Origin of the sequence: Pseudomonas sp. KT_2_4, from assembly GCF_041410225.1 — a bacterium.
GTDB lineage: Bacteria > Pseudomonadota > Gammaproteobacteria > Pseudomonadales > Pseudomonadaceae > Aquipseudomonas > Aquipseudomonas paracarnis.
Map to the genome: position 1 here is coordinate 5,838,107 of NZ_CP166962.1, position 13,678 is coordinate 5,851,784.

The following is a 13,678-nucleotide window of genomic DNA, read 5'->3' on the forward strand; positions in this document are numbered from 1 at the left end:
AGCAGGCAAGCCAGCTCCCACAGTTGGATGTGTGGGGAGCTCATGAGCAATCAGTAATCGTCACCCTGCTCAGTGACATCCCGCTCTACTGGCCCTGCTTCCGGGTCGTAGCCGGCCGGGAACTTGCCCTTCAACGTCCAGGCAAACGCAATGATCTCGGCAATCGTGCGGTACAACTCTTCCGGAATGCTGTCCCCCAGTTCCATGCGCGCCAGCAGCTTCACCAACTCGGCGTTTTCATAGATCGGTACTTCATTCTCCCGTGCCAATTTGAGGATGGCTTCGGCCAGGGCGTCGTCGCCTTTGGCCGTCAGGGTGGGGGCCTGTTGGCCGTCGTACTTGAGGGCGATGGCCTGGCGGGGTGGGGCGGCGTTTTTCATGCGGTTTCATCCACCCAGCGTTGCTCCAGCCCGGTTTTTGGCCCACGGGGCGGGGTGCCCAGATGGCAATCCAGGTCGCCGACGTTAAGCCCGGATGACACCAGGCGCTCGCGCAGGCTGCCCAAATGGCTTTCGATCAGGCTGGCGGTGAATGGGCGGCTGGCCCACAGCTGGCTGGACAGTTTGCCTTGAGACAACTGCGCCTGAACCTGCAGTGGCCCCAGCGGCTCCATGTCGAAGGCCAGTTCTACGCGCCAGAGCATCTGTTTCGGGTCTTTTTTATCCTTGCGCTCGGGCTGGTCCTTGTCTGGCGCGGGCTCCTCGCGTTGGAACTTGACCTGCAACGGCACAATGTCTTGCAGGGTGCGCATGGGGATCTCCAACTGCCAGGTCGTTTGCAGGCGGCCATCGGCGGTGATGCCGGTCTGTTCCAGGCTCGACAGTTGATGGCTCTGCAAGCGCGAGATCGCCCCGGCGGCCAGGCGTAGCAGGCTTTCCAAGTCGCCTTCACCTTCCAGTTTTGCCATGAGCCGCTCGGGCAGCGGGAAGCCGGCGGGTATCTGCCGGGCGCCGACCTGGCCGAGGGTGTTCAACGGGCTGCGCACGAAGTGCGGCAACACCTGGGCCAGGGTATTGGCGGCGAGGATCGCATTCAGGTTGGTACTGGCAGGCAAGGCGGGCAAAAGGTCTGCGACCAGGCGTAACAGCGCGCCTTTCATGTCCAGCGGTGGGATTTGCGGGTTCTGCCCGGCAAGCAATTTGGCTTCCAGAAAGGCGCCGCTGTTCTGCACCACCTGGGCCAGTATCTTGGGATTGCTGACCTGTGCCAGATCGGGCAACGCCGCCAGCAAGCGCTCGGCGGCGGCCCGCAGCTCGGCCGATGTGCTGTCGCCACGGGGCAGGTTTTGCAAGGCGGTGAACACCGCATCCAGCGAGCCTTGGCGACTTTGCTGAGTGGCAAGTTGCTGCGTCACGGCCAGTTGGTCCTTCAGGCCGCTTAGCGGTACGAAGTTCAGGGTCTGCGCGTTCTGCACCACGGCGCTGAGCAAGCTGCCCACCCTCAGCGGCTGAGGGCTTTCCAGGGTCAGGGTGGCACCGGCCAGGGCGTTATTGAGCACACTCACCAGCGAGCGATAGATCGCCGGTTGCGCCGTGCCCTGGGGCAGCATCTGCGTGGTCAGCACCTTGGCCTGCAATAACGTACCCACCGGTATTTGGTTAGTGTCGAGGCGGGTGAGGGCGGCCACGTTGGCACTCATGGCTTGCTGCAAGGTAATGGCCAGGTTGCCCGCAGGCGTCTGGCTCACCGCCACATTGCTGCCCAGGGGCAAGGGCTGGGCGCTGCTGGCTTGCACCAGCGTCTGGCGACCGCCGGCGAGGGTCAGTTTGAGCAATAACTGAAAGGCCTCGCCGCCTTGTTTAAGCGCGATGACCTCGGCGTTCACGGTTTTCCCCGGGTCGATCAACCCGGCCTGCGGCTCCAGCAGTTTGAGCAACGCGCCGGCCCCAGGCAGCGGAGTGGGCCCGGGTGCGGAGGTTGGCGGCAGTGGAGGAAGGTTGATCTCGCCGGTCATCGTGCGCATCGTCTCTGGGGAAATTGCCCTCTTTAGAGTAGGACATCGCATGTATAATGCCGTCCGTCTGCAAAGAGAGCGGTAAAAACCTCACAACTATTTGATCCAGCTCTCTAAAATCGGTCGCCAAAGTCGTTATTGTGCATCTCACTATAACGGCCGCTGCACCGCCGACTTGAACCGTAAAGGCCCGCGATCTCTTGACCAGCCCTCTTCTTGAAGCCGTAGCGCTTGCCTGTGAACGCGACCTGCGCCTGCTGTTCGAGCAACTCGACCTGCGGCTTTCGGGGGGCGACATGGTGCAAATCAGTGGCCCCAATGGCAGCGGCAAGACCAGCCTGCTGCGCCTGCTGGCCGGGCTGATGCAGCCGACGGCCGGCGTGGTGCGGCTCAACGGCAAACCGTTGCACGAGCAGCGTAGCGAGCTTGCGCGCAACCTGGTCTGGATCGGCCACGCCGCTGGCATCAAGGACGTACTCACCGCTGAAGAAAACCTCAGTTGGCTCAGCGCCCTGCATCATCCTGCTTCCCGTGACGCCATCTGGCAGGCCCTGGCCGCGGTGGGCCTCAAGGGCTTTGAGGACGTCCCCTGCCACACCCTGTCCGCCGGCCAGCAGCGCCGCGTGGCCCTGGCCCGCTTGTACTTGCCCGGCCCGCCGTTGTGGATTCTCGACGAACCTTTCACGGCCCTCGACAAACAAGGCGTGGCTCAACTCGAAGCACATCTGGCCCAGCACTGCGAGCAAGGTGGCCTGGTGGTGCTCACCACCCACCACACCTTGGCGCGTATGCCCGCTGGCTACCGTGAGCTGGACCTTGGGCGGTGGTCGCTATGAGTGTGTTCGCCCTGTTGGTCGCCCGCGAAGCCCGGCTGTTGTGCCGTCGCCCCGCCGAACTGGCCAACCCGCTGGTGTTCTTTGCCATCGTGATCGCGCTGTTCCCGCTGGCGGTTGGCCCGGAGACTAAACTGTTGCAAACCTTGTCCCCAGGACTGGTGTGGGTCGCCGCACTTTTATCGGTTCTGCTCTCGCTGGACGGGCTGTTTCGCAGTGATTTCGAAGACGGTTCCCTGGAACAGTGGGTCCTTTCGTCGCACCCTTTGCCACTTCTGGTACTGGCCAAGGTGCTGGCACACTGGGTTTTTTCCGGCTTGGCGCTAGTCTTGCTCTCGCCACTGCTTGCCATGATGCTCGGGTTGCCCGTTGAATGCCTGCCGGTGTTGCTCCTGTCCTTGTTACTCGGCACGCCGGTGCTCAGCCTGTTGGGGGCGGTGGGCGCAGCGTTGACCGTCGGCTTGAAACGGGGCGGCCTGTTGCTGGCCCTGTTGATTCTGCCTTTGTATATCCCGGTGTTGATCCTGGGCAGCGGCGCTTTGCAAGCCGCGCTTATGGGGATGCCGGCGACCGGTTACCTCTTGTGGCTGGGTAGCCTGACCGCCCTGGCGGTAACCCTGACACCCTTTGCTATAGCCGCCGGCCTGAAAATCAGCGTCGGTGAATAATGAGGTCTGACCCGGCGTCAATAACGCTGAGTCAGTAAAGACCCTGAGCTTTTCGCCACGACGAAAAGCACCGTGATGGAAACAGCAATGAACTGGACCTGGTTTCACAAGCTCGGCTCGCCCAAATGGTTTTATGGCATCAGCGGCAAGCTGCTGCCGTGGTTGAGTATCGCCGCCATCCTGCTGATCGGCATCGGCCTGGTCTGGGGCCTGGCCTTTGCGCCGCCGGACTATCAGCAAGGCAACAGCTTTCGCATCATCTATATCCACGTGCCTGCCGCGATGCTGGCCCAGTCCTGCTACGTGATGCTGGCGGTGTGCGGCATCGTCGGCCTGGTATGGAAGATGAAGCTGGCCGATGTAGCCCTGCAATGCGCCGCGCCCATCGGTGCGTGGATGACCGCCGTGGCGCTGGTGACCGGTGCGATCTGGGGCAAGCCGACCTGGGGCTCATGGTGGGTGTGGGATGCGCGCCTGACCTCGATGCTGATCCTGCTGTTCCTGTATTTCGGCCTGATTGCCCTGGGCAACGCCATCAGCAACCGTGACAGCGCCGCCAAGGCCTGCGCGGTGCTGGCGATTGTCGGCGTGATCAACATCCCGATCATCAAGTACTCGGTGGAGTGGTGGAACACCCTGCACCAGGGCGCCACCTTCACCCTCACCGAGAAACCGGCGATGCCCGTGGAAATGTGGGCGCCGTTGCTGCTGATGGTGCTGGGTTTCTACTGTTTCTTCGGCGCCGTACTGCTGCTGCGCATGCGCCTTGAAGTGCTCAAGCGTGAAGCCCGTACCAGTTGGGTAAAGGCCGAAGTGCAAAGCTGCCTGGGAGCACGTGGATGAGTTTTGCTTCTTTCAGTGATTTTCTCGCCATGGGCCACCACGGCCTGTATGTCTGGACGGCCTATGGCATCTGCCTGGCGGTGCTGGCCCTCAACGTCGCCGCGCCGATCCTGGCCCGCAAGCGTTACCTGCAACAAGAGGCGCGACGTCTGCGCCGGGAGACCGAAAAGTGAATCCGCTGCGTAGAAAGCGTCTGTTGATCATCCTTGCCATCCTGGCCGGCGTCGGCATTGCCGTGACCCTGGCCCTGAGCGCCCTGCAGCAGAACATCAACCTGTTCTACACGCCCACCCAGATCGCCAATGGCGAGGCACCGGTCGATACGCGCATCCGCGCTGGCGGCATGGTGGAGCAGGGCTCGTTGAAGCGTTCCGGCGATTCGTTGGACGTGACCTTCGTGGTCACCGATTTCAACAAGGCCGTGACCATCACCTATCGCGGCATCCTCCCGGACCTGTTCCGTGAAGGCCAGGGCATTGTCGCCCTGGGCAAGCTCAACGCCGACGGCGTGGTGGTGGCTGACGAAGTGCTGGCCAAGCACGATGAAAAATACATGCCGCCCGAGGTCACCAAAGCCTTGAAAGACAGCGGCCAAACCGCGCCCGCCACCCCAGTCAAGGAGGGCTGAGCCATGACGTCCGCACTGTTTATTCCGGAGCTGGGCCAGTTGGCGATGATCCTCGCGCTGTGCTTTGCCGTGGTCCAGGCCGTGGTGCCCTTGCTCGGTGCCTGGCGCGGCGACCGCCTGTGGATGAGCCTGGCGCAGCCTGCCGCCTGGGGCCAGTTTGCCTTCTTGCTGTTCGCCTTTGGTTGCCTGACCTACGCCTTCATGACCGACGATTTTTCCGTCGCCTACGTCGCCAACAATTCCAACAGCGCTTTGCCCTGGTACTACAAGTTCAGCGCCGTGTGGGGCGCCCACGAAGGTTCATTGCTGTTGTGGGCCTTGATCCTCGGCGGCTGGACCTTCGCTGTATCGGTGTTCTCGCGCCAATTGCCGCAAGTGATGCTGGCGCGGGTGCTGGCGGTGATGGGCATGATCAGCATCGGCTTCCTGCTGTTTTTGATCATGACCTCCAACCCGTTCACCCGCATCCTGCCGCAGATCCCGGTGGACGGTCACGACCTCAACCCGTTGCTGCAGGATATCGGCCTGATCGTGCACCCGCCGATGCTCTACATGGGCTATGTGGGCTTTTCTGTGGCCTTCGCGTTCGCCATCGCCGCCTTGCTCGGCGGGCGTCTCGACGCTGCCTGGGCGCGCTGGTCACGGCCATGGACCATCGTCGCCTGGGCCTTCCTCGGTATCGGTATCACCCTGGGCTCGTGGTGGGCCTATTACGAACTTGGCTGGGGCGGCTGGTGGTTCTGGGACCCGGTGGAAAACGCCTCCTTCATGCCGTGGCTGGTGGGTACCGCGCTGATTCACTCCCTGGCCGTCACCGAAAAGCGTGGCGTGTTCAAGAGCTGGACGGTACTGCTCGCCATCGCGGCGTTTTCCCTCAGCCTGCTCGGCACTTTCCTGGTGCGCTCGGGCGTGCTGACCTCGGTGCATGCGTTTGCCTCAGACCCTGAGCGCGGCGTGTTCATCCTGATCTTCCTGCTGTTTGTGGTCGGCGGTTCCCTGACCCTGTTCGCCCTGCGTGCTCCGGTGGTCAAGAGCCACGTCGGTTTCAACCTGTGGTCGCGGGAGACCCTGTTGCTGGGCAATAACCTGGTACTGGTGGTGGCTGCATCGATGATCCTGCTCGGCACCCTCTACCCGCTGGTACTGGATGCCTTGAGCGGCGCCAAGCTGTCCGTGGGGCCGCCGTACTTCAATGCGTTGTTCATCCCGTTGATGGGCCTGTTGATGGTAGTGATGGCGGTCGGCGTGCTGGTGCGCTGGAAAGACACCCCGGTGAAATGGCTGGCGGGCATGCTGATGCCGGTGCTGCTCGGCAGCGTGGCCCTGGCGGTGATCGCCGGGTTTGCCTACGGCGACTTCAATTGGGCGGTACTCGCCACCTTCCTGCTGGCGGCCTGGGTGTTGCTGGCGGGGGCGCGGGACATCGTCGACAAGACGCGCCACAAAGGCCTGATCAAAGGCCTGCCCACTCTGACCCGCAGCTATTGGGGCATGCAGATCGCCCACATTGGTATTGCGGTGTGCGCCCTTGGGGTGGTGCTGTCCAGCCAGAACAGCGCCGAGCGCGACCTGCGCCTGGCGCCGGGCGAGTCCATGGACCTGGCCGGTTACCACTTCATCTTCGAAGGTGCCAAGCACTTTGAAGGGCCGAACTTCACCTCCGACAAAGGCACGGTGCGCGTGGTGCGCAATGGCAAGGAAATCGCCGTGCTGCACCCGGAGAAACGCCTGTACACCGTGCAAAGTTCGATGATGACCGAGGCTGGCATTGACGCAGGTTTCACCCGTGACCTGTATGTGGCCCTCGGTGAACCTCTGGGCGATGGCGCCTGGGCCGTGCGCGTGCATGTCAAACCGTTCGTGCGCTGGATCTGGTTCGGCGGGTTGCTCACCGGGTTCGGCGGGTTGCTCGCAGCGCTGGACCGGCGCTATCGGGTCAAGGTCAAGAGCCGGGTGCGTGAAGCGCTTGGCCTTTCGGGAGCTGCGGTATGAAGCGTTGGTTGATGGTTGTGCCGCTGGCGATGTTCCTGCTGGTGGCGGTGTTCCTGTATCGCGGGTTGTACCTGGACCCGGCCGAGCTGCCTTCGGCGATGATCGGCAAGCCGTTCCCCGCCTTCAACCTGCCAACGGTGCAGGGTGACAAGACCCTGACCCAGGCAGATTTGCAGGGCAAGCCGGCGCTGGTCAACGTGTGGGCCACCTGGTGCATCTCTTGCCGCGTCGAACACCCGGTGCTGAACAAGCTGGCCGAGAAGGGCGTGGTGATCTACGGCATCAACTACAAGGACGACAATGCGGCGGCCGTGAAGTGGTTGGCGGAATTTCATAACCCGTACCAGCTGGATATCCGCGACGAAGACGGCAACCTGGGGTTGAACCTGGGCGTGTACGGCGCGCCGGAAACCTTCTTCATCGACGCCAAGGGTGTGATTCGTGACAAGTTCGTCGGCGTGATCGACGAAACGGTGTGGCGCGAGCAACTGGCCGCCAAGTACCAGGCCCTGGTCGATGAGGCCAAGCCATGAAGCGTTGGTTGACCGCTGCCGTTTTAACCCTGGGCCTGGCCGGCGTGGCCCACGCCGCCATCGACACCTACGAATTTGCCAACGACGCCGAGCGCGAGCGTTTCCGCGACCTGACCAAGGAACTGCGCTGCCCCAAATGCCAGAACCAGGACATCGCCGACTCCAACGCCCCGATCGCCACCGACCTGCGCAGAGAGATTTTCCGCATGCTGGGGGAGGGCAAGGACGACCAGCAGATCATCGACTTCATGGTCGACCGCTACGGTGATTTCGTACGCTACAAACCGGCACTCACCGGCAAGACCGCGCTGCTGTGGTTTGGCCCGGCCGGGCTGCTGCTGGCCGGCGTGGTGGTGATGGCCGTGATCGTGCGTCGGCGCCGTGTCGCACCGATTGATGGCGCCGATGCGCTGTCCCCTGAAGAGCGTAAACGCCTCGACCAATTGCTGGACACCAAGACTGATGATTGATTTCTGGCTCGCAGCCGGTTTGCTGCTACTGATTGCCCTGAGTTTCCTGTTGATCCCTGTGTTGCGTGGCCGTCGTGCCCAGCGTGAAGAGGATCGCACCGCGTTGAACGTGGCGCTGTACCAGGAACGCGTCGCCGAGCTGCAAGCGCAGCAGGACGAAGGTGTGTTGAATACCGCGCAACTCGACACCGGCCGCGCCGAAGCGGCCCGCGAGTTGCTGGCCGACACCGAAGGTGTGGAAAAACCCCGCGAATCGCGGTTAGGCAAACCGCTGCCGTTTTTGGCGGCGTTTCTGGTGCCTGTGCTGGGCGTGGCGCTGTACCTGCATTATGGAGCGAGCGACGAGGTTGAACTGACCCGTGAGTTTTCCCAACCGCCGGTGTCCATGGCCGACATGACCCGCCGCCTGGAACGCGCCGCCGCCGCGCAACCGGATTCGGCAGAAGGTTTGTACTTCCTTGGGCGCGCCTATATGGCCCAGGACCGTGCCGCCGATGCCGCCAAAGTCTTTGAACGTACGGTTGCGTTGGCCGGGCGCCAACCGGAACTGCTCGGCCAATGGGCCCAGGCGCAGTACTTTGCCGACAACAAACAATGGTCGCCTCAGGTTCAGGCGCTGACCGACGAAGCCTTGAAGCTCGACCCCAAGGAAGTCACCAGCCTTGGCCTGTTGGGTATCGCTGCCTTTGAGGGCCAGCGTTATCAGGAAGCCATCGACTACTGGAACCGCCTGCTCGCGCAACTGCCGCCAGAGGACAATTCCCGTGTCGCCTTGCAAGGCGGAATTGACCGCGCAGCAGAGAAGCTCAAGGAGAGCGGTGGCAGCCTGGCTCAGGCGCCCAAGGCGCTGCTGACCGTGCGGGTGGACGTATCTGCCGAGGTGAAAGCCAAGGCCCTGCCAGGCGACAGCGTGTTCATCTTCGCCCGCGCCGTAAACGGCCCCCCGGCGCCCTTGGCGGCCAAGCGTGTAACCGTCGACGCATTGCCGGTCACCGTCGAACTGGGCGATGCCGACGCGATGATGCCGCAGTTGAAACTGTCCAACTTCCCCGAAGTCCAACTGGTTGCGCGCATATCCCGGGCCGGCCAACCGACCGCTGGCGAATGGATCGGCCGCAGCCAACCGTTGGCCAGCAGCACCACTGCGCTGCAGCAATTGACCATCGACACTCCGGACCAGTAATTCTGAGGACACACCCATGACCGCATTTGCACGCATCACCCTGCTCAGCCTGGTACTGGGCCTGAGCGCCTGTGCGGTCCACCGCCCACCTGCGGCGCCGACCGGCCCGACTATTCCACCGTCTGGCCCCTCGACCCAGCCGAGCACCAAACCATCTGGCCCGGTGACGCCGCCGCCCAAGCCTCTGCCAAGCAAATCGCCGACCTTCGCCCCACCGCCGGGCGCCGCCAGCCACTGGGACGGCAAGATGCAGGTGTACGTGCTGGATGACCAGCCTGACACCTTCTACCGCCAGCGCACCTACTACCGCTGGAGCAACGGCTGGAGCCGGTCCATCAGCCCCAACGGGCCATGGGAAGAAACCAACGTGCAGGGCGTGCCGCCGGGGCTGAGCAAGCAGTACGCGCAATGACAAAAGGCGACCGTGTTCAGGTCGCCTTTTTTATTTCCGATTTGAAATGCTCTCCACTGTGGGAGCGGGCTTGCCTGCGATGACTATAGGTATCTACACAACTTTGTAGATTGTAGCCGCCGTTGGGCGGAACCCTAAGTGGCTGTTACCTCAATAACGGATATGTACTCGGTCTGGATCCAACATATTGGTCGGCTGCCAAGCCGCCTTCGCGAGCAAGCCAGCTCCCACATTTGGATCGCAGCGCTTCAGTTGGCCCAGCGTCGGCTGTCAAGCCGTCACGGGAGCAAGCTCCCTCGCATCGCCCTCTAGTTGGGCGGCAGCTTGCCTGACAGCCGACACCTGACCAATTGTGGGAGCTGGCTTGCCTGCGATGACGGCCTGCCAGCCGATACCTATCTACCTGACGCCCCGCAATCCAAGTGTGGGAGATTCTATGGTTGAGGGGCAACCCTCAACCAACTTTTGGCTGATATTCGCTTTGCCCTTTCAGCAGAGCGAACACCACCCTAGCAAGCTTGCGGGCCAGTATTACCAGCGCCTGTGTGGTGCTATAGCCTCGCGCCCTCTGTGCTTGATAAAACGCTTTCCATGTCTCTGTTCGGCTAGCCGCCATCGCTGCGTTATGCAGCAGGCGCCGAGCTTCTGAGTCGCCGCGCTTACTTAAACTACGACGACCATCCTTCTGTCCTGACTTGTTGACGCGCAAATCCATACCAAGAAAGGCGATAAACGCGTCCGAATTCCTGAACTCTCCCCGTTGGAAGGTGGCAATCAAACGCGCGCCAGTCAAAAAACCGATACCTTCGACTTTCAAGCAACGCTTCAACTGACCCAGTAAACCTGCTTCTTTCAGGCAGTCACTGATCATTTTTTCGATTAACCCTTCCAGTCTCTGCATCGACTTCACCTGCTCGGCAAACGAGGCCTTAAGAAGCGGCTCGTTCGCCCAGCTTTGCGTCAGGCTGACGCGCGCCTGAACCAAGGCTGCGCGCCGACGAAACAGGCTTAGAAGATGGCGATACAGCGGTGATGGAGGTGTCCAGGGACGCAGTTCGTCTGCCTCCTTTCTCAAATAGCGGACGAGCAGCTTGGCATCCAAAGCATCGGTCTTGGCCCGGATCTTCACGCTTTCGCGGTAATGCTTGAGCTCATAACCTCCAACCATGTAAACCACGCAACCAGCTTCATGAGCTAGATCAGCAAACTCCAAGTGGTAGATATTGGTGGCTTCAATTGCGATGGCCACTTTGCAGGACAAGGCCTTCAGCCATTTTTTGATAGCGGCTTTGGTGTTTGGGATTGTTTCTAACAGATCGACTTCAGCGTGATAAATCACCAGTTCATTCTTAGCGACATCGACGCCTACGATTGGCTTTGAGACAGAAACTGGCATTGCCATGGGGCTTCCTCCGGGCTAAGGTTTTGAGCACTTGAAGGGCTCACCCAGAGGCGCAGGCTTGTTCCTATCGTCGGTCATAGCCAGATGCATTCTTTATCGGCGCTTGGGTGAAAGGAGGAGGGGCGAAATCTCCCACGGTCTGTACTGCGTCAACAGTCAGAATCGGGCTTTGTCCCTTCTCCTCCCTTCAAGTCCTAGCATACAAGCGGGCTTGCTCGCGAAGGCGGCCTGACAGTCGATCGGGATGTTGGATCTAACCCGGCGTCCTGTCGGGTTACCCCCGCACTCAAGATGTACTTGGTTCGTCCGCCCGCACCCACTTCACACCGGCGCAGTCTCCTGGCCTTTCAATGTGCGCCTGGCGATGACAATGGCCAGCACCGCCAAGCTGAAGGTGGCCCAGGCCATCAGTTGAGTCCCTCCTACAAATGCCTGTATAGCGTTGCCCATGACTTCACTGGCCTGGTCGTGCGCCAGGGTGGCCGAGATTGCGTGCGCGCCTGCCAAGGTTTCGCTTGCCAGTTGCATTTGCATAGGGCTCAAGAAGTCCGGTAGGTGCAGCGTGCCACGGTAGTACGCCGTCACCAGGCCACCGAGCACGGTGGTGCCGAGTACTACGCCGACTTCATAGGCCGTCTCGCTGATGGCTGACGCGGCGCCGGCTTTGTTGGCTGGGGCGGCCGACAGGATCACGTCGTTAGAGACGGTAGCAATGGCGCCGACGCCAATGTTCAACAAGGCAAACGCAACCACGATCACCGTCAAACTGCTACCGAGGCTGGCCACCAGCAAAAACGCGCCGGCGGTGGAGGCCAGCAGGATGGGAATCAGGACATTGACCGAGACGCGCTGGGCGACCGGGACGATCAGGATCCCCACCACAATTGCCATGAGTTGGCCCGGTATCAGCGCCAGGCTGGCGTTCAAGGGCGACATGCCCAGGACGATTTGCAGCAACTGAGTGGCAAAGAACACGAAGCCGATCAGGAAGGCCAGGCTCATCAGGTTGATGGTCACCGAGCCGCTGAACGTCTTGTTGCGAAACAGGCTCAGGTCCATCAAGGGGGTAGGGAGGCGCAACTGACGGCGTACGAATTGCCAGCCGCTCACGATTGCAACGGCCAATACCGCCAGTGCCCAGGCGTCCGGCCCTTCACTGGCGACATGCTTGATGCTGTACACCAGCGCACTGAGGGCGACCATCGAGAGCGCAATGCTGATGACATCCATCGGCCCCGACGCGTCCGGCTCGGACTCAGGCAGCAGCCAGAGGCCGAGGATCAACAGAGGCACCAGCACCGGTACGGCCAGGAGAAAAATCGACCCCCAACTGAAGAACTCCAGCAATATGCCGCCGACCAACGGCCCAAGCGCAGAACCGACGGTCAAGGTGGTTGCCCAGATCGCCACGGCCAGGCGACGCTCTTCCCGGTCCTCGAACACTGAGCGAATCAGCGCCAGCGTTGACGGCATCAACATCGCCCCGAAAACCCCCATGCATGCGCGTCCCACGACCAGCTGCGTGGCGGTGCTGGAATAAGCGGTCATCACCGACACCAGGGTAAACCCCAGTGAGCCGATCAGCAGGAGTTTGCGATGGCCTTTGCGATCCCCCAGGCTACCCATGGAAATGAGCAATCCTGCCAGCATGGGCGGCGGCATGACCTCCGCCACGATGTCCAGGTCTACCGAAGATTGGGCCAAGGCCATGCCGAAGCCGAGAATGGCTGCATGGGGCAATGCCTGACACAGGGCCATCAATTCATTCGGCACATGCACACTCCCTGAACGGCACGCGCCTACTACAATTACGTCGAACGCTATGTTCTAGATCCTTGTTTAAACTGTCAGCTGTAGGATGAAAAACATTCCCATGTAGGAACGTGCTGAGCTTTCTATAGATTGTGAGTAGGGGCGACCATTGAGCATTTGTTTCATGTTGTATCGTTGTTACAAATTTACATACTCACTCCAATAAGCCCGGAAAGCCTGGTGCACGTGCCGAGCGTGGTGCGCGGTGGGTCACACTCGGGTAATGTGGCCGCCGCCGGCCTGCAAGGGCAGGTTGGCTGGAAATACTTTCCAGCCCTGACGATGGCTTGACGCGCCGAATGCTGACACCGGGGCGCCGGTACAGGTCTGGAGACAAGCGAAGAGGGTGTTTTGATGGCGGGCAGGTTGATCTATCTCATCGGGCCATCGGGGTCGGGCAAGGACAGCCTGCTGGACGCCGCGCGCCCACGCCTGGTCGAGCGTGGGTGTCGCCTGGTGCGGCGGGTAATCACACGGTCAGCGGAGGCGGTGGGCGAAGCGGCGCAAGGCGTGAGCCCCGAGCAGTTTGCGGCGATGGAGGCCGAGGGTGCATTTGCCTTGAGCTGGCAGGCTAATGGCTTGTCCTACGGCATCTCCAAGGACATCGACGATTGGCTGGCCGCCGGCGACGATGTTTTGGTCAACGGCTCCCGTGCCCACCTGGCGCAGACCCGCGAGCGTTATCCGACCTTGCTGGTATTGCTGCTGACGGTGGACCAAGCGGTGTTGCGCCAACGTCTGATTGCGCGTGGGCGGGAGTCGTTGGCGGATATCGAGCAACGCCTGGCGCGCAATGCGCGGTTCACTGCCGAATTGATCGCAGGTCACGGCGCGGGTTTGTTCGTGTTGGATAATTCCGGCCCATTGGCGCACACCGTTGAACGCTTGCTGTGCTGCCTGGACCACCGGCATTGCGTATGAGCCTGACCCAAGTCCCGGTAGGTTAGG

Annotated in this window: 15 protein-coding genes and 1 pseudogene; 12 read left to right on the forward strand and 4 right to left on the reverse strand. The window is 61.6% G+C overall.

Annotated features, from left to right (window positions below; translation table 11 throughout):
• Positions 1 to 50: 50 nt before the first annotated feature.
• Together AB9N64_RS26985 and AB9N64_RS26990 are read right to left on the reverse strand one after the other, a co-directional pair.
• A complete protein-coding gene (locus AB9N64_RS26985; protein ID WP_014717698.1) occupies positions 51 to 380 on the reverse strand; it encodes an EscU/YscU/HrcU family type III secretion system export apparatus switch protein in 330 nt (109 codons plus the stop codon).
• Entirely contained in the window at positions 377 to 1,954 is a 1,578-nt protein-coding gene (locus tag AB9N64_RS26990) for a flagellar hook-length control protein FliK (RefSeq protein ID WP_014717699.1), read from the reverse strand. Before AB9N64_RS26990 ends, AB9N64_RS26985 begins: the two co-directional genes overlap by 4 nt.
• Before the next feature lie 200 nt (positions 1,955 to 2,154).
• Between AB9N64_RS26990 and ccmA the strand changes: the two genes are divergently transcribed.
• From ccmA to AB9N64_RS27040, 10 genes are all read left to right on the forward strand, one after another.
• Complete coding sequence (gene ccmA / locus AB9N64_RS26995) at positions 2,155 to 2,790, forward strand: cytochrome c biogenesis heme-transporting ATPase CcmA (RefSeq protein ID WP_014717700.1); 636 nt, start codon at positions 2,155 to 2,157, stop codon at positions 2,788 to 2,790.
• Positions 2,787 to 3,455 (forward strand): heme exporter protein CcmB, encoded by a 669-nt coding sequence (gene ccmB / locus AB9N64_RS27000; protein ID WP_014717701.1) that lies wholly within the window; start codon positions 2,787 to 2,789, stop codon positions 3,453 to 3,455. Before ccmA ends, ccmB begins: the two co-directional genes overlap by 4 nt.
• Positions 3,456 to 3,542: 87 nt before the next feature.
• Positions 3,543 to 4,298 (forward strand): heme ABC transporter permease, encoded by a 756-nt coding sequence (locus AB9N64_RS27005; RefSeq protein WP_014717702.1) that lies wholly within the window; start codon positions 3,543 to 3,545, stop codon positions 4,296 to 4,298.
• Entirely contained in the window at positions 4,295 to 4,471 is a 177-nt protein-coding gene (ccmD, locus tag AB9N64_RS27010) for a heme exporter protein CcmD (protein WP_003172771.1), read from the forward strand. The genes AB9N64_RS27005 and ccmD overlap by 4 nt, the downstream gene beginning before the upstream one ends.
• Entirely contained in the window at positions 4,468 to 4,926 is a 459-nt protein-coding gene (ccmE, locus tag AB9N64_RS27015; protein WP_014717703.1) for a cytochrome c maturation protein CcmE, read from the forward strand. Before ccmD ends, ccmE begins: the two co-directional genes overlap by 4 nt.
• Before the next feature lie 3 nt (positions 4,927 to 4,929).
• Positions 4,930 to 6,918 (forward strand): heme lyase CcmF/NrfE family subunit, encoded by a 1,989-nt coding sequence (locus AB9N64_RS27020; RefSeq protein ID WP_014717704.1) that lies wholly within the window; start codon positions 4,930 to 4,932, stop codon positions 6,916 to 6,918.
• Complete coding sequence (locus AB9N64_RS27025; protein WP_014717705.1) at positions 6,915 to 7,451, forward strand: DsbE family thiol:disulfide interchange protein; 537 nt, start codon at positions 6,915 to 6,917, stop codon at positions 7,449 to 7,451. Before AB9N64_RS27020 ends, AB9N64_RS27025 begins: the two co-directional genes overlap by 4 nt.
• Positions 7,448 to 7,921, forward strand: coding sequence for a cytochrome c-type biogenesis protein (locus AB9N64_RS27030; protein ID WP_014717706.1), 474 nt, complete (start codon positions 7,448 to 7,450; stop codon positions 7,919 to 7,921). The genes AB9N64_RS27025 and AB9N64_RS27030 overlap by 4 nt, the downstream gene beginning before the upstream one ends.
• Entirely contained in the window at positions 7,914 to 9,104 is a 1,191-nt protein-coding gene (gene ccmI / locus AB9N64_RS27035; RefSeq protein ID WP_371359798.1) for a c-type cytochrome biogenesis protein CcmI, read from the forward strand. The genes AB9N64_RS27030 and ccmI overlap by 8 nt, the downstream gene beginning before the upstream one ends.
• 16 nt (positions 9,105 to 9,120) lie before the next feature.
• Complete coding sequence (locus AB9N64_RS27040) at positions 9,121 to 9,516, forward strand: hypothetical protein (RefSeq protein ID WP_005786516.1); 396 nt, start codon at positions 9,121 to 9,123, stop codon at positions 9,514 to 9,516.
• Positions 9,517 to 9,970: 454 nt separating this feature from the next.
• Here the strand turns inward: AB9N64_RS27040 and AB9N64_RS27045 are convergent, their stop codons facing one another.
• On the reverse strand, positions 9,971 to 10,912 hold the full coding sequence (locus tag AB9N64_RS27045) for a transposase (RefSeq protein ID WP_172832683.1): 942 nt from the start codon (positions 10,910 to 10,912) through the stop codon (positions 9,971 to 9,973).
• Positions 10,913 to 11,239: 327 nt separating this feature from the next.
• Positions 11,240 to 12,691, reverse strand: a complete 1,452-nt coding sequence (locus AB9N64_RS27050; RefSeq protein WP_371359799.1) for an MFS transporter — start codon at positions 12,689 to 12,691, stop codon at positions 11,240 to 11,242.
• Positions 12,692 to 12,907: 216 nt separating this feature from the next.
• Between AB9N64_RS27050 and AB9N64_RS27055 the strand changes: the two are divergent.
• Together AB9N64_RS27055 and phnN are read left to right on the forward strand one after the other, a co-directional pair.
• Positions 12,908 to 13,005 (forward strand): annotated as a pseudogene (locus AB9N64_RS27055) (hypothetical protein); the annotation flags it as partial.
• Positions 13,006 to 13,084: 79 nt separating this feature from the next.
• The gene (gene phnN / locus AB9N64_RS27060) at positions 13,085 to 13,651 is read left to right on the forward strand and encodes a phosphonate metabolism protein/1,5-bisphosphokinase (PRPP-forming) PhnN (protein ID WP_014717708.1); all 567 of its coding nucleotides are present in this window, start codon (positions 13,085 to 13,087) and stop codon (positions 13,649 to 13,651) included.
• Positions 13,652 to 13,678 lie beyond the last annotated feature (27 nt).